The organism is Parasutterella secunda (assembly GCF_023336895.1).
Classification (GTDB): domain Bacteria; phylum Pseudomonadota; class Gammaproteobacteria; order Burkholderiales; family Burkholderiaceae_F; genus Aphodousia; species Aphodousia faecalis.
Map to the genome: position 1 here is coordinate 167465 of NZ_JAMBLT010000003.1, position 25849 is coordinate 193313.

Here is a 25849-nt window from a genome sequence, read left to right on the forward strand (position 1 = left end):
AAATTATGCTTGAAATTATATTTGATCGAAATTGTGTCTACCAAACTGCTTACCATGCGGTTTGGTGCCCAAAGTATCGGAAATCAATTTTGGTCGGTTCAATCGCCGCAGAAACCAAACGGTTAATTGAGACAATCTGTCAGGAACGTCAATGGCCGGTTCTCTCGCTTGAAGTTCAGCCTGATCACATTCACCTTTTTGTCAGCATACCGCCTGCTACTTCAGTGGCTGATGCAATCAAAATTTTGAAAGGCAGCACCGCCAGAAAATTATTTGTTAAATTCCCTGAGTTGAAAAAACAGTTGCGGGGAGGCCACCTTTGGTCTCCGTCTTATTACGTGGGCACTGCCGGCAACGTCAGTTCCGAAACTATTCAGAAGTACATTGAAAGAACTGAACATATCAAAGGGCGCAGGTAGACTTTCCGCTCCCTCCAAATTAACGACGACCGTTTGCATCAAACTGCAAATGGATGAGGATGCCGCTCAGAAGCTGCACAAGACTCGGCTTCTGTACCGTGACGCTTGCAATTTTTTGGTTAAGTACGTTTGCCGCGATTCTAGTGAGCGTAATTGGCAACGTTATAACCTGCACCATGCCGCATACTACGATTTGAGATTGGCCTTGCCGGTACTGGGATCGCAGTTAGCCTGTAATGCCATTCGGTCAGTGTCTTCCGCCTACAAAACAGAGTTGACGAACCATCCCCGAAAAAATAAAGAAGAATCTCTAAAAAAAATTGTTTTTAAAAATCCCTCTATCCATTTGGACAAAAACACAATCCGTTATCAATCGGATATGACTGAAGCAACTGTTTTTACAGTTGAAGGTCGGGTAAAAGTCAGATTGTGTCCGGGAGATTTTCAAAAACGATTGCTTGACTCAGGCAAACGCAAAGAAAGCAATCTTGTCTATCGAAAGAATAAAAAGGGAGGATTTTGGTTCCTGCATATCAGTCTGGAATATGACTCGACACTGAGTGCCTTAACCGCGAAATTAAAGAAAGAGGAAGTGATCGGTGTTGATGTAGGCGAAAACAATATCGCTGCGGTTTCCAGCGGAAAGGTTTGGAAAGCGGGCGAATTAAAACATAAACGAGATAAATACTTGGGGTTGCGTGCGCGTTTACAAAGCAATGGCTCGCAAAGTGCCAGACAGCACTTGCGAAAAGCTTCGGGCAAAGAAAGACGGCATGTCACCCACGTCAATCACGTAGTGAGTAAATCAATTGTAGAAGAAGCGGCTAAACAGAAAGCGAAAGTGATCGTCCTGGAAGATCTGACGCATATCAGAGATCGAGTGAGAGCAGGTAAAAGAGTCAGAAGCCGACTGCACCGTTGGTCTTTCCGTGAGCTTCAGCAACTGATTGAGTACAAGGCGCAAAGGCGAGGGATTAACGTAATGTATGTGGATCCTCGGTATACCTCACAGACGTGTTCGGCGTGTTCGCAATTGGGCAAACGGTCGAAGCATCGTTTTGTTTGTCCGCACTGTGGTCTCCGTGCGCACAGCGACTTGAATGCAAGTCGGAACCTGCAGGGATTGGGCTATCAGCTGATAGTCCAAGGGCTGTTGTAAACCGGCCTAATGTCGAATTGCTTTGCAATGACGATAAATAAAAGCTTTCGGCTTTAGCCGAGAGTTGTTTACAGATACCGATGAAGCGGATTTACCGGTTGCCGATGATTCATCAATGCATATTTCTCAGGCGGACAAAATTTATCACCTTTATTTTGTCCGCAGGCTTTTCACGCTGACCGCAGATAAACGCGAGAGCGTCAAGGATGAAATCATCCGTGTTGTCTTGACCAACAAGGGGATCAACAGCATGAAAACGTTGGATATCTAACAGCTCTCTAGTGGTCTCGTTTTTTCTTTGAGCCACTGTTGCTCTTCTTTATTTAAGAGCGGACAGATTCTTCTGTAGACCTCTTGGTGGTAGTTGTCAATCCAATCGCGTTCACTTTCGCTTAACTCTTCTACGACAATGGCCTGCCGTTCAAAAGGTAAGAAAGTGACGGTTTCAAATCGCATGAATTGACCGAATTCATTCTTTATATCCTTTTGAACCAATACCGCATTTTCAAGTCGAATGCCGTGTCTGCCCGGTTTGTAGATGCCGGGTTCATTGGAAAAGAGCATGCCTTCTTCAAGCGGCGTATTAAGCGCCCATGGGAAGGCGGGGGCGAAATCAGTAATGATTTTTCCGGGGCCTTCGTGGATATTAAGTAGGTAGCCGATTCCGTGACCTGTCCCATGATTAAAGCTTGTGAATTCATTCCATTGGATGGACTTCACGATTGCGTCGAGCAAGTTACCCGTGGTGCCATAAGGGAACTTTTGGGTTGCTAACTTAATGTGACACTTAAGTGTCAGCGTGTAGTCATGTTTCATTTCTTCGGTCAAAGGCCCTACTTTGACCGTGCGAGTTAAATCAGTGCTTCCGCATTTGTAGTGCGCACAGACGTCAAAAAGCAGGAATCCTTGCGGTTTGATCGATGCGCTCATTGTTGCTGTCGGTCGATAGTGAGGCAGCGCGGCATTTTCCGCATAACCTACAATCGGGCGATTAGCCGGTTGTATGTAAAGAAAATCGAGTTTTCGGAATTCTTCTAGCTTTTGTCCTACTTGGTATTCATCCAATACGCCCAAATCAGCGTTAGCTTCAATCCATCTCATAAGTCGGATAACGGCAGCGGCTTCATGCCGGTTGGCTTCTCGGATATTGTTTTGTTCACCGGGTGACTTCATGGCCTTGATGGCGGTGACCAGATCAGGACCATCGTGAATGAAGCAACTTTGCGGGACAGTTTCGTATAGTTTGAACGGCGTTTTATAAGGATCCGTGTAAACCACGGCGTTTGCGGGAATTTGAGAAATTAGGACGTTAATGTCCTGATAGTTGTGCAGCAACCAGCCGTCGTCAGAAAGATGAGCGCAGATAGATTCCGAAAGTTTTTCCAGATTTGTACAAAGATGCGCTTCTTTTTGGCTCACCAAGGCGTATGCATGGAAAAAGGGATAAAGCGGATTGTCATGACCGCGCAGATTGGTGAGCCACGCTATATCGTCCAAACCGCATAGAAGCGTGACAGTGTTTGGGCCATATGCGAGAAGTTTTTCTCGGAGTTTGGCTGATTTTTCAATTCGTGTTTCAACGGCGTACTGCGCTTCAAGCTCCCAAATGGGATCGGTTGGAATGCTGGGTCGATCATCCCAGATCTCTGCAACAAAGTTTCTGTCAGATGAAATAACTAAATTTTCAACCGAGAGCTTTTCTTTGAAGTCTCGAAGTTGAGCTTCGCTTAGCACTTCGCCGTCGATAGCGACAGTATCGTCCTTTTGCAGTCGATCACTTAACCATTCGTACCACAGCGGTGCTTGAGGCGTTGCGATGGTGTTGATATGGAAAGTATTTTCCGGTATTTCGCGTTGAGCCTGTGTGGTGTAGCGACCATCTGTCCAGAATTCAGCTTCTTTCTCAGTGAGAATCGCATAGCCCATACTGCCCGTGAAACCGGTTAACCACTGAACGCTTTTCCAGTAATCGGCAACCGATTCAGACTGGTGAGGATCGGCAGAACTTATATAAAGCGCTTTGACATTGGCTTTTTGCATCCGTTTTCTCAAAGCCAGTATTTTTTGAGTAGTATCCATTTCAGACCTCATCTCATGCAACTCTATTTAACCAGTCTACTCGGCCTATGATGCGATACCTAAGTAGCTTTCTCTATTTGATTACAAAAAATTCTCTGGGTTAATTCTGCAAAGCCTAAACTGAACGCTGGACAAGAAGTCCGTTTGGAGTGATTGATATGAAAAAACTTCTTTCATGCGCGGTGGCTTTAGCCTTTTTCTCCGGTGTTGCCAGCGCTTCCTCAAATTTAGTGGTTTCAACGGAAGGCGGTCAGTTGGAAGGTTTTACGAAGACCGTTCCCGGCACTCGATCCCAAGTTGAAACCTTTTTAGCTGTGCCGTTTGCGGCAGCTCCGGTTGGAGAGAACCGTTGGAAGAGCGCCCAACCGGTTGTTCCGTGGAAAGGCGTCAAAAAAGCCAATAAGGCACCACAGGCATGCCGTCAAGGTGATGTCGGTAGCGAAGATTGCCTCTACGTTAACATTTATCGGCCGGCCGGAACCAAAAAGGATGCGAAGTTAGCCGTTGGTGTTTATGCCCACGGGGGTGGTAATACAGGCGGTAATGCAACAGAGCATGATGGCGCACGTTTAGCCAGTGAAAACAACATTATTGTTGTGACACTTCAATATCGTCTTGGAGCCTTCGGTTTTCTGACATTGCCCGGTATGGATGAATCAGCCGGCAATTTCGGTGTGACGGATACTGAGGCCGCTCTTGCTTGGGTACGTCGTAACATAGCCAACTTCGGTGGCGATGCCGACAATGTTGTCCTGATGACTGAGTCCGCGGGTTCCACCAATGCCTGTCGTATTTTGGTGGATCCGAAAGCAAAAGGATTGGTTGACGGTGTGATATTGCAAAGTGAAGACTGTATCCATGATGTTGATACGGTTAAGCAGGCTCAAGCCCGTTCAGAGCAGTTCCTTAAGTTGACGAAATGCGACGAAGCCAAGGACGCTTTAAGTTGTGTACGCAAACTCACGACCGAGCAGGTAGCCGCGGCCAGTAAGTCGGTTGGTCTTTGGAATCCGGTTTCCGATGTTCCGGCCGTTGAGGCTATTCGTCAAGGAAAGTGGATCAAGGTTCCGGTTTTATCTGGTTCCAACAAGGAAGAAGGACGTTCAGCCGGTACGGCTTACACCGATTGGAATGCTAAGGACTACGAAGCTTGGGTTAAGCGCTTGGTCGGGAAAAATGCGCCTGAAGCACTAAAACTTTATCCTGCTGATAAATATCAAGGTAAGTATGCTATTTCGTATGTGATCGGTGATTTCATTACCGATAGCGGCATGCGCGGTTTGGGTGGATGCACGAACTTAACATTGGCTCAAGAATTAAGCAAGGATAAGTCCGTGGCAACCTATATCTACACATTTGAAGATTCAACGGTGCCGACTAGCCGAAAATTTGCTGATTACGATGACGCGGCCAGCCACGCTTCGGAATTGACGTATTTCTTCCCCGATGCCGGTCAATACCAAGCTCGTTCAGCCAAGATGACTGAAGCTCAAAAGGCACTGGCCAAAGAAATGAGACAATATTGGGGCAATTTTATTAAGAGTCAAAATCCTAACGGAAAATCACTACCGCAGTGGAAACGATTCTCCGATGATGGCGGCTCAATGATGGCGTTGCGTCTGAATGGCCAATCTCAGACTGTTCCTGCAAGTTATTTCTCTGACTTGCATCAGTGTAAGTTCTGGCACTCCATTCCGATTGTTTTAGATCGAGGCGATCGTTAGTTTTTAGTTTTTTTGGGGCGCTTTTGGGATGGACTTTCTATCCTGAAAGCGCTCATTTGCAAGCCGATGATTTAAGCGAATTGATTGCCGAGCCAGAGGTTCTTGGTTTGGCTGAACTTATGAATGTGCCCGGTCTTTTGGCTTGTGATGAGGATATTTTGAAAAAAGTTCTCATGACACGCCGTTGCGGCAAATTAATCGATGGTCATAGTCCATTGACTTCGGGAGCCGACTTATCGGCCTACGCTCTAAGCGGTGTCGATAGTGATCATGAGTGCAGCACAGAAAATGAAGTTGAGGAACGGATTAGTCGAGGAATGGTGATTTTTATGCGTGAGGGCTCTGCGGGACAGAATGTTTCGGTTTTAAGCCGCGCCGTTACAAGTAGGAATAGTCGGTTTTTCTGCTTGTGCACAGATGACGCCTCTCCTGACGATGTGTTGGCTAAAGGACACATCAATAATGTCGTCCGCCGTGCGATAGCCTGCGGCGTTGATCCGATAGAAGTTTTTAGGATGGCGACGATTAACACGGCCTTGCATTTTGGTTTGAAGAATAAGGGAGCTATTGCTCCTGGTCGTGACGCAGATTTAGTTGTTCTGGATGACTTAGAAAACGTGAATGTTAAATCGGTTTGGGTTGCCGGAAAACAAATAGCTGAGCATGGACGAATGCTCACAGACGAGCCCGACTCGCATACTCTTGCCGCAACCGGCAACACATGTAGAGATTGATCCTGAGAAAAACTGATCGTTGTGGTTCTATTGAAGGCATCAATAAAAAGTTGATGCCTCCATGAACTCAAACGATTAAAGCAAAGCCGTGATAACCACGATCCAGCAGGGGATGGTCAGAATAGCCGCAAGCGTATGAGCGGTCGTAATCCCGGCAACGAGCGGGGCATTGCCTCTCATGCTCGCTGTCATGACGTAGCAAGACTGTGCCGTCGGCAACATGGCAAAGATCATCAACGCGCCCGATGCTGCCGGAGCCAAATCAAACACCAAACAAAAGAGCAGCGCAACGGCCGGTGTGGCCACCAGGCGTTCCACGGTATTCGCTGCGATCAGTTTCCATTCGGACTTCATTCCGCTTAACCTTAAACCGGCGCCGATGCACAATAGCCCCATGGCAAGCGAGGCGTTTCCTAATGACTTGAAAAAGGTCATGGCGACGGCCGGTACGGGGATTGAACCTAAATTAACGATTAAGCCCAAAGTGGTCGCGATAATCAAAGGATTAGTGACAATGGCCTTGATGGTTTTAGCCAACACATTGCTTTTACCGGTCGTTTGTTCGCGTTGGGCAACGGCACTGGCTAGAGCCGCCACGGCAATGGAATTGCTGATCGGAACCCAAAATGCGATCAGAAGTGACATTAACGCCAAGCCTTCTTGACCAAATAAGCGGGACACTAATGCAAAGCCAACGTAAGTATTGAATCGAAAACCGCAGTGAAAAGCAGAAGCATGCGTAACCGGGTCCGCTTTTACAAAATAGCGAATCAAGTAAGACATTACGACAGCACACATCATGGCGCTGATGGCAACGACGAGGTAAAGACCCGCTTCACCTAGTGTGAGATTGGAGGTCGCAACGGATGTAAAAAGCAGTGGCGGGAATAAAACATAAAAGACAATTTTTTCAGCTCCCTTCCAAAACGTTTCATTGAACACACCGTCATGGAAGAACTTCATCAAAAGAAAGCCAACTAAGATCACTAAGAAATCAGGAAGGATGAGTAAAACGCTAAGCATGATGTTTTGATCTGAAAATTCTTAATATCAGTTCAGTATAAGATTTCGAATAAAATAAGAAAAGCGAATATTTCTTCTATTAATTATTCTATTTTCTCATAATGTTATGACGATCACGAAATTTCGGGCTTTTCTTGCAACGGTTGAGTGCGGCAGTTTCACTGAAGCGGCTAAGCGTCTCTACTACACGCAATCGGCGGTCAGCCGTATGGTATCTGACCTTGAGAGCCAGTGGGGTGTTGCGCTATTGAATCGTAAAAAAACAGGATTGACTTTGACACCGGCCGGCGCTGCACTTTTACCTTACATTAGACAAATTTGCAGTGACGAAATGCGTCTAAATGGCGTCCTGCAAGACATGACCGGATTAAAACAAGGCGTCGTGCGCTTAGGAACCGTGACGGCTGTTGCCAACGAGTGGCTTCCTATTGTGTTGAAAAAATTGATGCAAGAAGCTCCGGGAATTGAGTACGAAGTCTTGATTGGCAATGGTGATGTTATCGATGATTGGCTCAAAGAAGACCGCATTGACGTTGGTCTGTTCACGCCGAAATGTGATGGCAATTTGAATGCTGAACTTTTGCATTTAGACGAATTTCGCGTGATTTTCCCGAAAGGGCATCCATTGTCTAAATACAAAAAGATCCCACTGAGGGTATTACAAGACTATCCCTATATCCTTCACGGTGCTAGTTGGTGCAAGGAATTAGAGAATGGATTGAAACACGGAAAACAAAGAATCCCGGTTCGCTATACAACCGTTGGAGCAACTTCCATCGTTAATCTTGTCAAGGCAGGCATTGGTGTGAGCATTTTGCCGGAACTGCTTTTGGAAAATGACAAAGCCAAAGTGGAAAGCCGTCCGCTTGATCCTCCGTTATATCGAAAACTTTTTGTAGTGACTCACGGAACGCCGACCATGCCTGCTGTTAAGGTATTTCTTGAGAGACTGCCGGCATTGCTTAAGAAAAGAGCAAAAAAGAGTTAAAAAATCCGAAAACTCTTTGTTGTCTAGGGCCGTTTCCTGAAATGGGGAAACGGCTTTTGTTCATCAAAATTTCACAAAGCCGTCACTTTGAGGTCATATCCGCGTTTCACAATAGCGCACAAGTTCAAACGATAAATGATCAAAAATTCTTTTTATAAGGAACTTCATTATGAAACGTACTTTGATTTCTGCTTTAGTGGCCGGCTGCGTTGGTTTGGCTTCTTTTGCCGCTGCTGCCGGAACCGTGGTTGTTAACGGTTCCACGACTGTTTTGCCTGCCATGCAAAAAATCAGCGAAACGTTCATGGCTAAACATAAAGACATTCAAGTGTCCTTGTCCGGTGGCGGTTCTGGTCACGGTATCAAGGCCCTGATGGATAAGACGACGGACGTAGCTATGGCTAGCCGTGATATGAAGCCCGCAGAAGTTGAAAACGTTAAGAAGAACGGTGGCGAAGCTGTTCGCTTCACAGTTGCGGTTGATGCCATCGTTCCGATCGTTCACCCGAAGAACACGGTGAAGGACTTGAGCTTACAGCAAATCCGTGACATCTACGCCGGTCGTATCACCAACTGGAAGCAAGTCGGTGGTCCCGATGCCCGTATTACGGTTGTGAGCCGCGACTCTTCTTCCGGTACGTTTGAAACGTGGGAAGAATTGGTGATGAAGGGTGAACGTGTTCAACAACGCGCTCTTTTGCAAGCTTCTAACGGCGCCGTGCTTCAAACCGTTGCCAAGAACCCGAATGCCATCGGTTATGTTGGTTTGGGTTACATCACAAAGGACATCAAGGGCTTGAGCATCAGCGGTAAGGTTGCTTCTGCTGAAACCGCTTTGTCTCGTGATTGGCCGCTTGCCCGTGATCTTTATCTCTTCACGAACGGTCAACCTGCAGGCGACGTTAAGACCTTGATTGATTACGCTTTGTCTCCGGAAGGTCAGGTTTCTGTGAAAGAAGTCGGCTTCGTTCCGTTGCCCGCTAAGAAATAATAGACTTTACGAACCCTTTGAGAATTCGTTATGACGTTACTGAAACGAGGCGAGGGGTTTGAAAAGTCGTTGGCAGCGATAGCCATGCTCTCAATTGTGGCTCTCGCTGCCATTTTGGTTTTTCTTCTCACCCAAGCTCTGCCTATTTTGAAAGAAGTTCCGTTCTTTACTTTCTTGTTTGGAACGGAATGGTATCCGACGGGACCGAATCCTGATTTTGAAATCGGTGCGCTTTTGGTGGCAAGCCTTGCTGTGGCCGCGACCACCACTTTGATTTCTTTGCCGATGGGCTTGTTAACCGCCGCTTATCTGGCCTATTTTGCCAGTCCCCGGGTTCGCAGTATTGTTAAACCGGCAATTGAATTGTTGGCCGCCTTGCCTTCCGTTATCGTCGGTTTCTTGGGTATGGTGGTTGTGGCTCCTTGGCTGCAGGAGTCTGTCGGATTGGACTCCGGTCTTAACTGGCTCAACGCTTCGGTGATGTTGAGCTTGATGTGTATTCCGTTTATCTGCTCCATCTCTGAAGATGCCTTACGAAATGTGCCTGTTGCGCTCTCGGAAGCCTCTTTGGCGTTAGGAGCCACTCGTTGGGAAACGCTCTACAAGGTGCAGTTTCGCTACGCCTTAGGTGGTATTGGTACCGCCATTATGTTGGGTATTTCCCGTGCCTTGGGCGAAACGATGGTGGTTTTGATGGTCGCCGGTGGCGCAGCCATTATTCCGGAAAGCCTTTTTGATCCATTGCGTCCGATGACGGCCTCCATTGCTGCTGAAATGGCAGAAGCCGCCGTGGGATCAACTCACTACTATGCACTTTTTGCCACGGGTCTTGTGCTTTTTGTGACCACCTTTATTTTCAACGCGTTGGCTTTCTTCTTGACGAAGAAATTCCAGATCGGCGGCAAGCATTAAGGGGATGAGAGATGTCTGTTGAACGTAATCCGAATTGGCGTTATGCCTATCAGCACATCGGCATCACTTTGATGCGTCTGACTACACTGATCAGTGCCGGTGTGATTGTCGCTATCTTGCTTTATTTGCTTGATAACGCTTTGCCTGCCTTGTCCTGGGAATTCGTGTTTGAGCCGCCCAGAGACATGATGACGGCGGGCGGTGTTTGGCCTTGCATTGTCGGGACTTTCTGGCTTGCTGTGGGCGCAACGGTCATTGCTTTGCCCCTTGGGGTTTGCACGGCTGTGTATTTGACCGAGTACGGCGGATCGGGTCGTTTTGTTGAAGCCATTCGCTTGGCCGTTTCTAACCTTTCCGGTGTGCCCTCCGTCATTTTTGGTTTATTCGGCTTAACTTTTTTTGTGACGATTTGCGGATTTGGTGTGAGTTTGCTTTCCGGTGTGCTCACCTTGGCTGTCTTGGCTTTACCGATCGTGATCAACACAACGGAGGCCGCCTTAAATCAAGTGCCTCAGGCATGGCGTGAAGCATCATTGGCGCTCGGTGCCAACAAACAGCAAACGATCTTTAAGATCATTTTGCCGGCGGCTTTGCCCGGCATTTTGACCGGCAATATTTTGGCTCTGTCTCGTGTGGCTGGTGAAACGGCCGCCATTATGTACACGGCCGCGGTGTTTTACACCCCGAAAATGGGCGACTCGATTTTGGATCCGGTGATGAGTTTGCCGTACCACATTTATGTGTTGGCGACTTCAAGCGTGGATGTGGATGCAACGCGTCCGATGCAATACGGTACCGCTTGTCTGTTGGTGCTCATGGTCTTGGGCTTGAATTTGGTCGCTCTTTTCATCCGTCAGCGAGCCCAACGAAAAATTGCACGTCAGTAATCCGTTATGAAAAACCTACCTGAGACTGACTAGCTATACTCAAAATACCTACTCAGTCTCAGGTTTTTCTTCCTCCATCATCGAGATCAGTTTCACTTCAGATCACTCCGAAGCCAGCGCTCATCCCTCACCGAAAAACTCTCTTGCGAGAATCGTTTCAGGCCCACCTGAGGTCACGTCCCGAGTTTTCCCCTCTTCTTGGCAGGCAAAGGCGTTCACCGTGTAACTCACGGCACCGCCGGACTCATTAAAATCAGCCCGGCCGCTCGGTATATCTTCTTAAATTGATCGCCGCATTGAAGTCTCGATCCTTGATCTCTGCACCACAATGCGCACACTTCCATCGTCTGTCCGAAAGCCTTAACTCGTCATTTTTCTGACCGCAATAACCGCACGTCTTAGAACTGGCATAAAACCGATCCGCTATGATCACCTCACAGCCTCTTTGCTCGGCTTTGTACTCCAGTTGACGCCGAAATTCGTAGAAACCAACGTCGGCTATGCAACGAGCCAGTTTCCCGTTTTTCAGCATTCCACTCACATTCAAATCTTCAATCACAATCCGAGAGAAATGAGTGGTCAGGTAGTTAGTGAGCTGATGCAAAGCATTCTGTCGGTAATTGAAAATCTTGCGATGCAACTCACCGATCTCCAATACCAACTTGATACGGTTTTTACTGCCTTTCTGACTTCGTGCGAGCTTCCTTTGCAGTCGACGAAGCTTCGACAGGCTTTTCTTTAATGGTTGCAACGCTTCAAACCTCTTATGGTTCGAGAGCACCGCCAGTGACTTCACCCCCAAGTCCACTCCCACCGTGCCTTGGTTTTTGGCCGGTTTTAAGTGGTTGAGATTGGCGAGTTCACAAGTTAGACTCACATACCATCGTTTTCCGCGTCGCGAGACCGTTGCCCAAAGCAGCTTCGCTCCTTTGAACCGCAACGGCTCACGCATCCGCACCCAACCTAACTTCGGTATACGGATGCGTGAACCTTTGACTTCAAAATGATCATTACTGATGGTAAAGCTATCGGAAACATACTTCTTTTTAAACTTCGGATATTTGAAGTGTTCAGGATTTTTCCAGAAATTCGAAAAAGCTTGACCTAATTGGATGATCGCCATCTGCACAGCGCACTTGGTCACTTCCATCATCCACGGGAATTGCTCACGTTTTATAGCATTGAGTTTGCGGCGAATACTGTATTGATTGGGTTTGGGCTGAGTCGGATCTTTCTTGTAGGCTTCATACTCTTCGATCCATTCATTCAATGCCCAATTAAAAGCAAATCGGGCGCAACCGACCGCTTTTTTCAAATACAGCTCTTGACTGTCGTTGACAATGAGCTCGATTTTATGGGCTCGATGAATCTGCATCTTCCTATTCTTTCAATCTATTGCGCGGCTTTCACTGCTTTTTTCATCCCGTTAATCAACTTTTGATTCTTTTTACTGCGTGAACCATAAAGTCTGGCACTGAAAACGGTAATGATTTCTAAAACATCTTTAGCTAAATCTTCTTCAAAAGAGGCTTCTTCCCCCTTATTGACGATCACCACTTCAACGCCTTTCATTTCGCAAACCGAGAAAATCAGCTCTGCGCCAAAGCGCAGGAGACGGTCTTTGTGAGTGATCACCAGGCGCTCAATTTTACCGTTAAGAAGTTTTTGCAGTAAAGACTGCAATCCCTTTTTTCGATAGTTCATTCCACTGCCAAGATCGCTGATGAGCTCGAAATTCCAACCTTGCGCGGCACAGTACATTTCCAAAACGGTTTTTTGTCTTTCTAGATCTTTTTTCTGATCAGCGCTTGAGACTCGAGCGTAAGCTAGCGTTATACGATCTGGCTTAGGAGTAACTTTCCGGACAAGCCCCATGATTTGTTCAGCCGAATACCTTCTCTGATTGCCTTTGGTTCGCTGGGGAACTAATTTCCCCTCGGATTCCCAACGTCTGAGGGTAGAAATAGAGACGCCTAATTCAGTAGCTGCCTTGCTGATGCTATAAAACCGATTCATTTAGATAATATTGATCAGAATTAAATAGGTTTGTTATAACAGTTTTTAGCCCTGATTCCGAATACACCAGGCGGTCTTTTAGGCCGCCTTTTTTGCGCTTAACGGCGTTATAGTTAGCTCTGTGAGCCGAAATAGTCGGCAGTCTGCTCTTAAAGAGGTGTTAAATGGATCATCAACAAAAAGCGCAAGCACTCGTGGAACGATTCTTAAGTTATTTGGCCATCAGTAGCCAAAGTGACCCTAAAAATAAAGTGGTGCCGAGCTCTGAAGGCCAGTGGACGATGGCCAGGGTGTTGGAAGCCGGTTTAAAGCAGATGGGTTTAAAAGAGGTCGAGGTTGACGAGCACGGTAACGTAACTGCTTATTTACCGGGTAGCGTCAAAGACGTTCCGACAGTGGGATTTGTTGCTCATGTGGATACGGTTGATGTCGGTTTGTCTCCTGAAATTCATCCGCAAGTGATTCATTACACGGGCGGAGACGTTTGTCTGAATCAGGCAAAAGACATTTGGATTCGGTTGGCGGAACACCCGGAATTATCCAATCATGTCGGCGAAGACATCATCTTTACGGATGGGACCAGTGTTTTGGGGGCTGATAATAAGGCGGGCGTCACCAATATCATGACCGCTTTGGAAATTCTCGTCACCGAGCAAATTCCTCACGGTGATATCCGCGTAGCCTTTGTACCCGATGAAGAAACTGGTTTGCGCGGTTCAAAACTTTTGGATTTGGATCGATTTAAAGTGGATTTTGCCTACACGGTTGATGGCGGAGAATTGGGGCAATTGGTTTATGAAACCTATAACGCCGCTGAAGTGCATATTGATATTGAAGGGGTGACCACTCACCCTGCGAGCGCTAAAGGTGTGCTACTTAATCCGATTTTGGTAGCCGTCGATTTGATGGCCAATTTCAACCGTCTGGAAACGCCTGAAAATACCGATGAACGTGAAGGCTATTATTGGTTTAAGAATATGTCTGCCAATCCAGCGCGAGCTCATTTGCAGATTAATATCCGCGACTTCGATGACAAGACATTCGAAGCCCGCAAGCAGTACGTGCGCGACGTCGTGCAATTGATAGCCAAGCGCTACCCGCGCGCCAAAATCAACGCAGACATTGAGGATATTTACAGAAACATTTCCGGCGGCTTAGGCGAAGATCGTTATCCGATTGATGTCATGTACGAAGCGCTAAAGAGTCTGAACATCGAACCGAAGACCGTTGCGATGCGTGGCGGCACGGACGGCTCGGCTTTGACCGCTCGTGGTTTGGTTACCCCGAATTATTTCACGGGTTCCTATAACCACCACGGCTACGCCGAATTCATGCCGATAGAAAGTTTTGTGGCCTCTCTGGATATGACTTTAAAAGTGATTGAATTGATCAGCGAAGGTCGTTAAAACGAAAACGCCGGCAGAGATTTTCTGCCGGCGCTATTCGGTGGTTTATTCAGATTTCTTTCCTTTCTTTTTTCCGATCAACATTGAAGCAACATTGGGCTTGACATTGGCTCTGGATAAAATGAGCGGATCAACGGCGCCGATGGCTTCATTGTCTTTTTCCGCATAATCAATAATCGAAAGCACATAGCGCATCGCGTTTAAGCGTGCTCGCTTTTTGTCGTTGCTTTTGATGACAATCCAAGGGCAAGAGGCCGTGTTAGTGGAAAAGAACATGACCTCTTCGGCCTTGCTGTAATCGTCCCATTTGGATAAAGAAGCAATATCAATCGGGGAGAGTTTCCAGCGCTTGAGCGGATCAATTTTGCGCGATTTAAAACGTCTGCGCTGTTCATCCTGAGTGACAGAGAGCCAGAACTTAATCAGTATCGTGTCTGAGCGGATAAGATTTTCTTCAAATTGGGGACATTGACGCAAGAATTCAATATATTCTTCATCCGTGCAAAAGCCCATTACGCGATCAACACCGGCTCGGTTGTACCAAGAACGGTCAAATAAAACCATCTCGCCTCGCGTGGGCAGGTGGGCGACATAGCGTTGAAAAAACCACTGACCTTTTTCGGCTTCGGTGGGTTTAGCCAGTGCCACCACGCGAGCACCTCGGGGATTTAAGTGCTCCATGAAAGTGCGGATAGTGCCTCCTTTGCCGGCCGCGTCCCGTCCTTCAAAAATAATGACGATCTTTTTACCGGTTTCCTTCACCCATTTTTGCAGCTTCAGCAATTCCACCTGAAGGGGTAATTTTTCTTTTTCATAGCGTTTGTTGCTCATGCGATGCTTGTAGGGGAATTCTGCTTTTTCCCAATTTTCTACAAGCTCGTCTTCATTTTTCTCATTATCGCCCGCGGCATGAATACGTGTTTTCGCATCCTTGATCATGAGTTTAAGGATGCGAACCTGTTCTTCAGGAGGTTCTTCCTTCAGAGCACTCTTTAAAGCTTTACTGTAGGCTTCAATTTTTTGTTCAGTGAGCACTTCCTTTTCTGTTAAGGGAAGCTGTTCTTTCTTTTCTTCTTTTTTCTTGGCGCACATGATACGAGTCCTTTTAACCTTCTCAATGTTTAATAGCGTACCACTGTGTGTGGTTAGTGGATGATTTCTTCTTGTCACATCGGTAATATTTTTTGTCTGAACACAAAAGCGCCGGTGTTTTTGTGTTCACCGGCGCTTGAAACTAGAAGTCTTAATTATTCAATCAATGAGTCTTTCGGGAAAATCAGACTGAACGTTGAACCTTTGCCCGGCTCAGATTGAATATCAAGACGGCAATGGTTGCGAATGGCGACATGCTTAACAATCGCCAGACCCAGACCCGTTCCGCCTTTTTCACGCGAGCGGCTCTTATCCACACGGTAAAAGCGTTCTGTCAATCGCGGAATATCTTCCGCATCAATGCCGATGCCATTGTCCTGAACGGCAAATATAGCGCTCTCTTCTTTGGGATCGTAGCGCCAGCTGATTTCAATCTTGCCGCCATCGGGCGTGTAACGGACAGCGTTGGTGACAAGATTTAAGCAAGCGCTTCGGAGTTCATCGACTTGTCCCAACACAGCCTGATTGCAGGAAATATCCGTATCAATCGTGTGGCGTCCGCGCGATAAGGCAACTCCATCTTCAGCTAAACTCGCAACCAACTTGGCCATATTGACAACCTCGGGTGGCTCGGACTCTTGTTCATCCTTACTTTCCAGTCGAGACAACGATAAGAGATCATTGACGAGACTTTGCATGCGCTCGGCTTCCTGTTGCATTAAGCACAAGTGTTCGTGAAGCGTTTTTTCATCGAGCTCTTTTCCGCGCAGAATCATGTCGAGAAAACCGGTGATGACGGTAAGCGGCGTACGTAGTTCATGACTGACATTGGCCACAAAATCTTTTCTCATTGAATCGATGCGGCGCTGCTCGGTAATGTCACGCGTGACCATAATAAAGTGCGTCTTATCGGCTACAACCGCAAAGAGCAACAGAATTCGACCGGGCTCATGGGATTTGATTTCAATTGGTTTCGAATAATCGCCCGATTCCAAATATTCAACAATTTTCGGGTTATCAAAAACGAGATTGAGCGCCATGCCCAAGTGCGTGGTTAACTTGATGCCTAAATGTTTTTCGGCGGCGGGGTTGCACCATTCAACCGTGTGTCCTTGACGGAAAAGCACAACGCCTTCTGGTAAAGCGGAAAGGGAGAGGCGGTAGCGGTCAATTCTGGCGGTAAAGCGTGATTGATCGCTTTTCATCTGTTCGGCTTCAACGGAATTCATCCAACCGTCACTCATTTTGAAGATGATGTAGCAGACTAAAGCGACAAGGGCGATTGAAGTGCCCAAGAGCGTCTTTTCCCAACTGACAGTGATATAAAGCAGACTGGCAATCACAGCCACGCAAATTAAGCCCAATATACAAAACGATCTGGGTGACAGGTTTTTCGCCGACATCACGAATCCCCCTGAATAGTGATTTCTATATGGCTAACTTTACTCCGAAATATGTGCCCGGTATCCTAAACCCCTGACGGTCTGAAGGAGATTTTCCGCTCGGGTGCCCTGCAGTTGCTTGCGCAACCTCAGCATATGAACATCCACCGTTCGTTCATCAACGTAAGCATTGTCCCAAACAAGCGACAGAAGCATTTCACGGCTGTAGACACGTTCGGGATTTTTAGCAAAAACCAACAGCAGTTTGAATTCTTTGGCTGAAAGCGAGAGAGGTTCTCCGTCAACTTTTGCTTCAAAACTGGCTTCGTTCATGGTGAGGGGACCGCAGACGACTTCGACGTTTTGGTTTTCTTCTCCGGCCTGTGATTGGAATTGGTAACGGCGCAAAACCGCTTGAATGCGAGCAATGAGTTCGCGGGGCATGAAGGGTTTTACGATGTAGTCGTCTGCGCCGGCATTAAGCCCCTTAACTCTATCGGTTTCGCTGCCGCGGGCGGTGAGCATAATGACAGGCAGGTGTTCGGTCTTAGGGTTGGCGCGAAGTTTTTCCAGCCAATCAACGCCCGAGAGTTCCGGCAACATATAGTCAAGCAAGACCAAATCGGGCGGATTATTGTCAACAATGCTTTGGGCTTCTATCGCGCTTTCTGCGCACTTGACTTCATAGCCAGCGGCGGCGCAGGCAAAAGAAATGAGGGTTCGAATGGCGGCTTCATCTTCGACAATTAAGATACAGGCTGCTTTGTTGCTGCTTTCAGTCATGGTAAGCCTTTCTTCAAAAAACAAATCCAAAGAGCTTTAACTCCGTAATGATAGGCGAATTTCACAACCAAAAAATAAACCTTCGTCTATTGCCGAAGGTTTATTGTTCTCTTATTAGCTAAGTTTGGTCAAATTTTCGGGTAATGCGTCTAAGCGCAAGTGTCGGATATCTTCACCATCCAAAATGAAAATGACGTGCTCGGCGATGTTGGTGGCATGATCGCCCAAGCGTTCATAAGCTTTAAGCAAATCAAGGCAGGCGAGTGCTTTTTCAACATCATCGGGATGTTCTTTGAGGTAAACCGTTACCACCTTAATGCCATCCCTGAAGGCACTATCCACATCACCGTCAGATCTGAGCGTATTGACAGCGGCCGTTTCCGAAAGATTTTTCAATGCGAGCATCGCCAAGTTAACAGTCTTGATGGTTGACTCGACAATGTTGGTTTTGGCAAGAGCCTCAATCAGTTCTTCCGGAATATCATCGCGGCTTGCACGGGCAATGTTACGAGCCTGATCGCCCATGCGTTCAAAGTCGGTGGCCATTTTGGCAATACCGAAGACAAAGCGCAGATCCGTGGCCGTGGGCTGATGCTTGGCAATCAAAAGCGTCGCGCACCGGTCAGTGGAGACTTCTAAGGCGTTGATGGCAGCATCACGGTCTTTGACCGATTGTGCTAAATCAATGTCGCCCGTGCGAAAGGCTTTGGTGGCGTTGTTGATTTGCTCGGTTACCAGATCGCCCATGCTGTAGAGCAGGTGTTTAAGTTCATCTAAATCTTCATCAAATTGGTGCACAAGGTGCGTTTGTGCGGACATAATCATTTTTTGCTCCTTACTGTTTAACCGAAGCGACCTGTGATGTAATCTTCCGTTGCCTTCTTTGTCGGGTGCGTGAACATCATTTCGGTGGTTCCGAATTCGATGAGTTCGCCGAGATACATATAAGCGGTAAAGTCGGAAATACGGGCGGCTTGCTGCATGCTGTGGGTGACGATGACAACCGTGTATTCTTTTTTCAGCTCATTGATCAAATCTTCGATCTTAGCTGTGGAGATCGGATCCAAGGCAGAGCACGGTTCATCGAGCAGCAACACTTCTGGTTTAACCGCAATGGCGCGGGCAATGCAAAGGCGCTGCTGTTGGCCGCCCGAGAGGGCGAAACCGGAATCTTGAAGTTTGTCTTTAACATCGGTCCAGAGGGCGGCCTTTTTCAAAGCCCATTCAATACGGTCATCCAATTCGGATTTGGGTAACTTTTCAAATAAACGGACGCCGTAGGCGATGTTGTCATAGATAGACATCGGAAAAGGCGTGGGGCGTTGGAAAACCATGCCGACTTTGGAGCGCAAACGGTCAACGCCTTCGGTTTTGGTGACAATGTTTTCACCGTCGAGCCAAATTTCACCTTCGGCCCGTTGCTCGTTATAGAGCTCATACATGCGGTTGAATGTGCGCAAGAGAGTTGATTTGCCGCAGCCCGAAGGGCCGATAAAAGCCGTGACTTTATTTTCAGCGATTGAAAGATTAATATCTTTTAGCGCGTGAAATGCGCCGTAGTAGAAATTGAAATGTTTGACCTCGATTTTTGAGGCCATGGTCGTATCGGACATCCCGAAGACTCCTTAATGAGATAACTTTCTGTTATTGGGGCGAAGTCTAAAAGTTGGGTATGACCCAAAGATGACATTTATGTGACAATCTTGTGAACGAATGCGCGGCCGCTCTTGAGGAGCCGGTTTTGCTGTGACCGAGAAAGGAGAAAGAAATGATTCGTTTAGCCTGCGACTATCAGGAAGGGTGCCATCCGAAAATTCTTGAACGTATGGTTCAAACCAATTTGGAAAGCACACCGGGTTATGGCACTGACGTTTACTGTGAAAGTGCCAAGGCAAAGATTAAAGAAGCTTGTCAGGCACCGGACGCTGAGGTTTTCCTTCTGATCGGCGGTACGCAAACCAACTCTACGGTCATCCGTTCGATTTTGCGTCCCTGTGAGGGCGTCATTGCCGTTGAAAGCGGTCATATCAACGGACACGAAGGCGGCGCTATTGAAATGGGCGGCCACAAGGTGCTCACGATTGAACCGCACGACGGGAAAATGGTTGCCTCGCAATTGGATCGCTACATTGAAGATACGCTTTCGGCTCCTTCATGGGATCATGGTGTTATTCCGGCCATGGTCTATATTTCTCAGGCCACAGAAACGGGTTCTGTCTATTCGTTAGCTGAATTGGAAGCCATCAGCGTGGTCTGCCGCAAGCATGCCATGCCCTTATTTATTGACGGAGCACGCATGGGCTATGCGCTTGCTAGCGACGGAGCTGATATGACCTTGGCTGATATCGCACGTTTATCCGACGTCTTTTATATTGGCGGCACCAAAGTGGGCGCTCTTTTGGGTGAAGCGGTCGTTTTCACCAATACAAAATTGTCAAAGAACTTTTTCACCATCATGAAGCAAGGTGGGGCAGTGTTGGCAAAAGGACGCCTGTTGGGTCTGCAGTTTGATACGCTTTTTACAGATAATCTCTATTTTGAAATCAGCCGTCACGCCGTTGAGATGGCGATGAAGTTAAAGAAGGCTCTTCAGGATAAGGGCTATCGTTTTTATTCGGAAAGTCCGTCCAATCAGCAGTTTGTCATTTTGGATAATGCAAAATTAGCCGAGTTGGAAAAGGAAGTTCAGCTGTCTCATTGGTGCAAAGTTGACGACACTCATACAGCGGTCCGATTCTGCACGAGCTGGGCAACACCGGAAGAAAATATTGATCGCGTGATCGCAATGCTTTAATTGAAATTGAGCAAAAAAGTCCCCAATTCTTTGTAGAGGAAGTGGGGACTTTTATTCGGACTTTCTAGTCTGTCACTTCAACAATGGCGGTGATTTCCGTGGCAGCGCCTTCGGGCAATTCATAGGCCCCAAGCGCGATTCGAGTGCCAACACCTGCCTCTCCATAAAGATCGCGGAAAAGCTCGGAGGCGCCGTTGATGACTTGGGGGTGATCCTCAAAGCCTTTGGCGCATCGAACAAATCCGGTCAAATGGACAAATTGTTTGACGCGGTCAAGGTCTCCGAGTTCGCGCTTAAGAACAGAAAGGACATTGAGAGCGCTTAACTTAGCGGCTTTTTTGCCTTCCTCAAGACTTAATGTTTCGCCGACAACGCCCTTGATTTGAAGAACGCTGTTGATATCGGGTGTTTGTCCCGAGACGTAGACAAGATTACCGACTCGTCTGGTGTAAACATACAGACCGGCCGGATCAGCAACGGGAGGCAATTCAAGTCCCATTGCCTTGAGTTTTTCTTCAATGCGCATAGGTTGTCCTATTTCAGATTGTCTTTAAACCAAGTGACAACTTTATCAATAATCGGTTTTTGAAACCAAACGGTATCACCGTGAGCAGCCCCTTCTACTTTAACGTAGGTGACTCGATTGCCGTTTTGCTTTAGGGCTTCATAAAGTTGTTCACTTTGAACCGGCGAGACAAGTTTATCTTCCGTTCCGTGCATGATTAAAAAAGGCGGTAAGTTCTTTTTAATGTGGCCCAAAGAACTCGCTGCTAGTGCCTTATCGCTATCAGACAAGATGCTCGCACCGGGGTATTCGTTGAAGGCCACACCATTGACTAATAGGGCTTCCGTTACAGCCGGGGATTGGTGAACTTTTTGAATGGCTTGGTCAAACCCAGCGCCGATGTTGCGAAGATCGGATATGCCGTAAAGTGTCGCGGCGGCTTGAACAGTTGAATCGACGTGAAGATTGTCGCCCTTGTCAAATTGCTTTTCGTTGCCAGTGACGGCGACCATCTGAGACAGGTACCCTCCGGCTGAGTCACCCAATACGCCGATTTTGGATGCATCAATGCCATAAGCATTCGCATGAGCCTTTAAAAACCGCACAGCGGATTTCCCGTCTTCTAAGATAGCCGGGAATTTGTTCGGTACAACCCGATATTCCGCCGCGGCCACCACAAAACCGGCTTTGGCCAAAGCGAAACGCATCTCAATAAATTTTTCGTAGTCTGTTGTGGTGAATCCGCCCCCGGGAAAATAAATAATGGCCGGTTTTTTCTCGGCAGTTCTTGGCACAAGAAGCGTCATGCGCATCGCTCGGTTTGATCGGCGGGATTGAATTTGAGAGTAAATAACACCACCGATTTCATCGATTTGATGTTCGGTGACTTCTACTTTCATGCTTTCGGTTTGGGCGACGGGGGCTTGAGCGCAAGCACCACTGGCCATCAAACCGCTTATAGCCGCCAAGGCTACGGTTTTCAATTTGATCACAATTATCTCCAAAAAATATTCGGCTGAGGTCAGTCAGCCGAATAGCGGTTTTTAGGGGATGTTTCTTAAAAGCTCTCGGGCGAGGCGCTCGGCGTCAAACATTGTATCCACCATGTTTTTCCCAAGCGCTTGCGCGATACCGGTTCTTTCCAATTGATGGAGGGTGTGACCGGTTGCGCCGCAAATGATGAGCTCAAAGTTGCGGCGTTTCAGCGCTCTCATGTAGGTCGAAATAATGTCCATTGCCGAATTGTCAATGTTCATGAGTGCCGTGCAATTCAAAATCACCACTTTATTGGCGTTTCTCGCCGTGATTCGCTTCGGATCGGTCATATAGGAAAGTTTGGAGACAGAACCGAAAAAGAGCGAACCTTGCAGACGCCATGCTTCAATGCCTTCCGGGGTATCCGCGGCAAGGGTCATTTGGGTCACGCTTGTGAGAGTATTCATGCGATAGATAAAGAATAGGCACGAGATCACGAGGCCCACTTCCACGGCAACGGTCAAGTCAAAAATAACCGTCAGAAGGAAAGTGGCAATAAGCGTTACCTTGTAAGACATCGTCATGCGGCGCAGGCGTTTGAATTCCGCCCAGTTGCCCATATTGCTAGCGACATTAAGCAAGATGGCAGAAAGCGCGGCAAGCGGAATATTGGATGCCAGGGGGGCGGCAGCCAAAATAATAACTAAAAGAGTAATCGCATGAACAACACCGGAAATCGGGGAGACGGCGCCGCTTTTAATGTTGGTGACCGTACGGGCGATGGTACCGGTGGCCGGAATACCGCCGAAAAAGGGTACTACCAAATTGGCAATGCCTTGCCCCATCAGTTCCTGATTGGGGTTGTGTCTGTCATCGGTGAGCGTGTCAGCAACGCGGGCGCATAAAAGCGATTCAATGGCACCAAGCAGTGCGATCGTGACCATGGGACCGACCAAATGGCGAATGTTTTCCCAGTCAAAATCGGGAACTTGAATGGAGGGCAGCGTTTGGGGAATGCCGCCGAATTTACTGCCGATTGTTTCCACAGGCAATCCCAAGGAGCTCACGGCAATCGTTGAGACGATCAAAACGATCACGGTGCCGGGGATCTTAGCGACCCAACGCTTCCATTGAGCCGTGCGGCTTGATGTATCTTTGGGCCAGAAGCGAACGATGGCAAAGGAAACGAGAGCGATGCCCAAGGCGTAAAAATTGACGGTTCCAATATGAGCGGCAATAGCCCCCATCTGACCGAAAAAGTCAGCGGGCATCTTGTCAATGCTTAAGCCAAAAAAGTCTTTCACCTGTGATAAGGCAATAAGCACGGCGATACCGTTTGTGAAACCGATCACAATGGAGATAGGAATAAAACGGATAAAGCTGCCGATTTTTAGCAACCCCATGAGAAAGAGCAGTATGCCGCTGCCGATGGTGGCAATCATGAGATTGGCCAAACCGTAGTTGGCGATGATGCCGTAGATAATCACGATAAAAGCGCCGGCAGGACCGCCGATTTGAACTCGACAACCTCCTAGGATAGCAATCAAAAAGCCAGCAATGATGGATGTGTATATGCCTGCTTCAGGCGTCACGCCGGAAGCAATGGCAAAAGCCATGGCCAAAGGCAGAGCAACCATGCCGACAGTCAGACCGGAGCTGATGTCTCGAGACAAACTTCTGGCATTGTAGTGTCCGATCAAATCGAAACTGACCGGATGGAAAGGTTCCAAGGGAATATGATCCCTAAAATTCTTAAAGGCTTGAGCGATGCTCATTTTTTTTACGAGAAAGAGAGAAGTTAATATTGTTGTTATCGGTTATTGTAAAAACAGTTGGCTTGTGGGCCAACTGTTTTTAGTCTTCCTTAGGACTTGTGATTAACGAAGTCTCATGCCGGGTTTGGCTCCGGCTTGCGGTTCAAGGATAAAGAGTCCGTCTTTATCATCGGCTCCGCTAGCCGACAAAAGCATGCCTTCGCTGACGCCGAAGCGCATCTTGCGCGGAGCAAGATTAGCAATGACCACCGTGAGTTTGCCTTCCAAGTCCTCGGGCTTGTACCAAGCTTGGATGCCGGAGAAGATATTGCGGGTCTTGCCTTCTCCGATATCGACCGTTAAGCGCAAAAGTTTCGTGGAGCCTTCCACCTTTTCACACTTGACGATCTTGGCTACACGCATATCCAATTTGGCGAAATCATTAATCGTGACTTCAGGGGCAATTTCTTCACCGCAAGGCGCCACCGGTTTGGTAACTTCGGCAACCGGAGGAATCAGGGCATCCAATTGCTTGATGTCGCAGCGCTGCATCAAATGTTTGAAGGGCTTGATCTGCACATCAGAGGTCAAGGGACGCAGAGCACTTTCCCAAGTAAGTTCGCCGCAATTGAGGAATTCTTCAACTTTAGCGGCCGTGGCGGGTAATACGGGCTTGAGCATAAGCGTTAAGAGTCGGAATGCTTCAAGGGCCACGGAGCAGACTTCGTGCAATTTGTCAGCTTGTTCTTCAGACTTTGCTAATTCCCAGGGCTTTTCACGGTCGATGTACTCATTGATCGTGTCCGTCATGGACATAATGCCACGAAGCGCGCGGGAGTATTCGCGTTGGTTGTAGAGCATGGCGATGCCTTCAACCGCATTGCGCATGACCTTAATAATCGTGTGGTCGGCCATGCGATCGTCAACACGAGCGTTAAAACGCTTGACGATAAAGCCGGCAGCGCGGCTGGCAATGTTGATGTACTTGCCGATCAAGTCAGAGTTCACGCGAGCCATGAAGTCGCTCTTGCTGAAATCAACGTCGTCATTGGTCGGACCCATCTTGGCGGCAAGGTAGTAGCGCAGCCATTCGGCGTTCATGCCGAGTTCAAGGTACTTCATGGGGCTAATGCCGGTACCGCGGCTCTTACTCATCTTGCGGCCGTCAACGGTCATGAAGCCGTGAACGAAAACATTATCGGGGACACGATACGGTTGACCGGCAAAGTGCAGCATGGCGGGCCAGAAAAGCGTGTGGAAGTACACAATGTCTTTGCCGATGAAGTGAATTTGTTCCGTTTTCTCATCATCCAAGAACTTCCAGAAGTCAAAACCGATCTTCTTCGCATAGTTCATGAGACTGGCGTAGTAACCCACAGGAGCGTCAAGCCAGACGTAGAAATATTTACCGGGAGCATCGGGAATAGGAATACCGAAGTAGGGTTCATCACGGGAAATGTCCCAGTCGCCTAATTTGCCCTCTCCGAGCCATTCTTCATCTTTGGCACGGATTTCCGCTTGTACGCGGTCTGCACCGCTTTTGCCTTTGCCGTTGACCCAATCGCGCAAGAACGTTACGCAGGCGGGATCGGAAAGCTTAAAGAAGTAGTGTGTGGATTTGCGCAATTCAGGTTTGGCACCGGACAAAGCTGAGAAGGGGTTGATCAGTTCAGTGGGCGAATAGACGGCGCCGCACTTTTCGCAGTTGTCACCGTATTGGTCATCAGCGCCGCAACGCGGGCAGGTGCCCTTGATGAAGCGGTCAGCCAGGAACATGCCTTTGACCGGATCATAGAATTGTTCAATGTCCTTTGTATAAATTAACCCGGCAGCTTTGAGGCGCTTATAGATGTCTTGCGAAAGCATGACATTTTCTTCGCTGTCGGTCGAGTACCAATGGTCAAACTTAATGTGGAACCCATCCAGGTAGGCTTTACGGCCGGCTGCAATTCGGGCAACAAACTCTTGAGGAGTGATCCCTTCTTTTTGGGCGGCAATCATCATCGGGGCGCCGTGAGTGTCATCGGCACCGACAAAATGAACGGTATGTCCATACATTCGCTGAGTGCGCACCCAAATGTCGGCCTGAATGTATTCCATGATATGGCCGATATGGAAATGCCCATTGGCATAGGGAAGAGCAGTCGTAACGAATATTTGGCGTTTTTGCATGATGAAATGTCCCGAAAAATAGGCGGGAAGAGAAACAAAGAGGTCAATATTTTA

24 protein-coding genes are annotated in these 25849 nt (G+C 47.8%); 11 read left to right on the forward strand and 13 right to left on the reverse strand.

Going from position 1 to position 25849, the window contains the following annotated elements; genetic code table 11:
- Nucleotides 1-5: 5 nt before the first annotated feature.
- From tnpA to M3080_RS04780, 3 genes are all read left to right on the forward strand, one after another.
- Complete coding sequence (gene tnpA, locus M3080_RS04770) at nucleotides 6-419, forward strand: IS200/IS605 family transposase (RefSeq protein WP_249092123.1); 414 nt, start codon at nucleotides 6-8, stop codon at nucleotides 417-419.
- Nucleotides 385-1578 (forward strand): RNA-guided endonuclease InsQ/TnpB family protein, encoded by a 1194-nt coding sequence (locus tag M3080_RS04775; protein WP_249092124.1) that lies wholly within the window; start codon nucleotides 385-387, stop codon nucleotides 1576-1578. The genes tnpA and M3080_RS04775 overlap by 35 nt, the downstream gene beginning before the upstream one ends.
- 64 nt (nucleotides 1579-1642) lie before the next feature.
- Entirely contained in the window at nucleotides 1643-1849 is a 207-nt protein-coding gene (locus M3080_RS04780; protein WP_249092125.1) for a hypothetical protein, read from the forward strand.
- On the opposite strand, the gene M3080_RS04785 is transcribed toward M3080_RS04780, so the two are convergent.
- Nucleotides 1846-3657, reverse strand: a complete 1812-nt coding sequence (locus M3080_RS04785) for a M24 family metallopeptidase (protein WP_249092126.1) — start codon at nucleotides 3655-3657, stop codon at nucleotides 1846-1848. The two genes, M3080_RS04780 and M3080_RS04785, sit on opposite strands and share 4 nt — an antisense overlap.
- A gap of 158 nt (nucleotides 3658-3815) precedes the next feature.
- On the opposite strand from M3080_RS04785, the gene M3080_RS04790 reads away from it, so the two are divergent.
- Entirely contained in the window at nucleotides 3816-5381 is a 1566-nt protein-coding gene (locus tag M3080_RS04790; RefSeq protein ID WP_249092127.1) for a carboxylesterase/lipase family protein, read from the forward strand.
- A gap of 23 nt (nucleotides 5382-5404) precedes the next feature.
- A complete protein-coding gene (locus tag M3080_RS04795; protein WP_249092128.1) occupies nucleotides 5405-6115 on the forward strand; it encodes an amidohydrolase family protein in 711 nt (236 codons plus the stop codon).
- 75 nt (nucleotides 6116-6190) lie between these two features.
- Here the strand turns inward: M3080_RS04795 and M3080_RS04800 are convergent, their stop codons facing one another.
- Nucleotides 6191-7138, reverse strand: coding sequence for an AEC family transporter (locus M3080_RS04800; protein WP_249092129.1), 948 nt, complete (start codon nucleotides 7136-7138; stop codon nucleotides 6191-6193).
- Nucleotides 7139-7244: 106 nt separating this feature from the next.
- On the opposite strand from M3080_RS04800, the gene M3080_RS04805 reads away from it, so the two are divergent.
- The 4 genes from M3080_RS04805 (at nucleotide 7245) to pstA (ending at nucleotide 10916) form a co-directional block, all read left to right on the forward strand.
- Nucleotides 7245-8126, forward strand: coding sequence for a LysR family transcriptional regulator (locus M3080_RS04805; protein WP_249092130.1), 882 nt, complete (start codon nucleotides 7245-7247; stop codon nucleotides 8124-8126).
- 169 nt (nucleotides 8127-8295) lie between these two features.
- Nucleotides 8296-9117 (forward strand): phosphate ABC transporter substrate-binding protein, encoded by an 822-nt coding sequence (locus M3080_RS04810; protein ID WP_022473226.1) that lies wholly within the window; start codon nucleotides 8296-8298, stop codon nucleotides 9115-9117.
- 30 nt (nucleotides 9118-9147) lie between these two features.
- On the forward strand, nucleotides 9148-10029 hold the full coding sequence (gene pstC / locus M3080_RS04815; RefSeq protein WP_022473227.1) for a phosphate ABC transporter permease subunit PstC: 882 nt from the start codon (nucleotides 9148-9150) through the stop codon (nucleotides 10027-10029).
- A gap of 11 nt (nucleotides 10030-10040) precedes the next feature.
- Complete coding sequence (pstA, locus tag M3080_RS04820) at nucleotides 10041-10916, forward strand: phosphate ABC transporter permease PstA (RefSeq protein ID WP_249092131.1); 876 nt, start codon at nucleotides 10041-10043, stop codon at nucleotides 10914-10916.
- 253 nt (nucleotides 10917-11169) lie between these two features.
- Here pstA and M3080_RS04825 read toward each other — a convergent pair whose 3' ends face one another.
- Both M3080_RS04825 and M3080_RS04830 read right to left on the reverse strand, forming a co-directional pair.
- Nucleotides 11170-12291 carry an RNA-guided endonuclease InsQ/TnpB family protein gene (locus M3080_RS04825; protein ID WP_249092132.1) on the reverse strand — a complete coding sequence of 374 codons (1122 nt, stop codon included), beginning with the start codon at nucleotides 12289-12291 and terminating at the stop codon, nucleotides 11170-11172.
- 17 nt (nucleotides 12292-12308) lie between these two features.
- Nucleotides 12309-12932, reverse strand: a complete 624-nt coding sequence (locus M3080_RS04830) for an IS607 family transposase (protein WP_249092133.1) — start codon at nucleotides 12930-12932, stop codon at nucleotides 12309-12311.
- 164 nt (nucleotides 12933-13096) lie between these two features.
- Between M3080_RS04830 and pepT the strand changes: the two genes are divergently transcribed.
- Entirely contained in the window at nucleotides 13097-14338 is a 1242-nt protein-coding gene (pepT, locus tag M3080_RS04835) for a peptidase T (RefSeq protein ID WP_249092134.1), read from the forward strand.
- Nucleotides 14339-14383: 45 nt separating this feature from the next.
- On the opposite strand, the gene ppk2 is transcribed toward pepT, so the two are convergent.
- The 5 genes from ppk2 to pstB form a co-directional block, all read right to left on the reverse strand.
- A complete protein-coding gene (ppk2, locus tag M3080_RS04840; RefSeq protein ID WP_022473230.1) occupies nucleotides 14384-15430 on the reverse strand; it encodes a polyphosphate kinase 2 in 1047 nt (348 codons plus the stop codon).
- Between the two features lie 155 nt (nucleotides 15431-15585).
- Nucleotides 15586-16833: a phosphate regulon sensor histidine kinase PhoR gene (gene phoR, locus M3080_RS04845; RefSeq protein ID WP_249092135.1), complete on the reverse strand. Its 1248-nt coding sequence runs from the start codon at nucleotides 16831-16833 to the stop codon at nucleotides 15586-15588.
- 39 nt (nucleotides 16834-16872) lie between these two features.
- Complete coding sequence (locus tag M3080_RS04850; protein WP_249092136.1) at nucleotides 16873-17595, reverse strand: response regulator; 723 nt, start codon at nucleotides 17593-17595, stop codon at nucleotides 16873-16875.
- Between the two features lie 114 nt (nucleotides 17596-17709).
- Entirely contained in the window at nucleotides 17710-18420 is a 711-nt protein-coding gene (phoU, locus tag M3080_RS04855; protein ID WP_022473233.1) for a phosphate signaling complex protein PhoU, read from the reverse strand.
- 17 nt (nucleotides 18421-18437) lie between these two features.
- Nucleotides 18438-19208 carry a phosphate ABC transporter ATP-binding protein PstB gene (pstB, locus tag M3080_RS04860; protein ID WP_022473234.1) on the reverse strand — a complete coding sequence of 257 codons (771 nt, stop codon included), beginning with the start codon at nucleotides 19206-19208 and terminating at the stop codon, nucleotides 18438-18440.
- 155 nt (nucleotides 19209-19363) lie between these two features.
- Between pstB and M3080_RS04865 the strand changes: the two genes are divergently transcribed.
- On the forward strand, nucleotides 19364-20389 hold the full coding sequence (locus tag M3080_RS04865) for a threonine aldolase family protein (protein WP_249092137.1): 1026 nt from the start codon (nucleotides 19364-19366) through the stop codon (nucleotides 20387-20389).
- Nucleotides 20390-20453: 64 nt separating this feature from the next.
- Here the strand turns inward: M3080_RS04865 and M3080_RS04870 are convergent, their stop codons facing one another.
- From M3080_RS04870 to metG, 4 genes are all read right to left on the reverse strand, one after another.
- Nucleotides 20454-20915, reverse strand: a complete 462-nt coding sequence (locus M3080_RS04870; protein ID WP_249092138.1) for a RidA family protein — start codon at nucleotides 20913-20915, stop codon at nucleotides 20454-20456.
- 8 nt (nucleotides 20916-20923) lie between these two features.
- On the reverse strand, nucleotides 20924-21886 hold the full coding sequence (locus M3080_RS04875) for an alpha/beta hydrolase fold domain-containing protein (RefSeq protein WP_249092139.1): 963 nt from the start codon (nucleotides 21884-21886) through the stop codon (nucleotides 20924-20926).
- Between the two features lie 51 nt (nucleotides 21887-21937).
- Nucleotides 21938-23644: a SulP family inorganic anion transporter gene (locus M3080_RS04880; protein WP_249092140.1), complete on the reverse strand. Its 1707-nt coding sequence runs from the start codon at nucleotides 23642-23644 to the stop codon at nucleotides 21938-21940.
- Nucleotides 23645-23746: 102 nt separating this feature from the next.
- Nucleotides 23747-25795, reverse strand: coding sequence for a methionine--tRNA ligase (gene metG / locus M3080_RS04885; protein WP_249092141.1), 2049 nt, complete (start codon nucleotides 25793-25795; stop codon nucleotides 23747-23749).
- Nucleotides 25796-25849 lie beyond the last annotated feature (54 nt).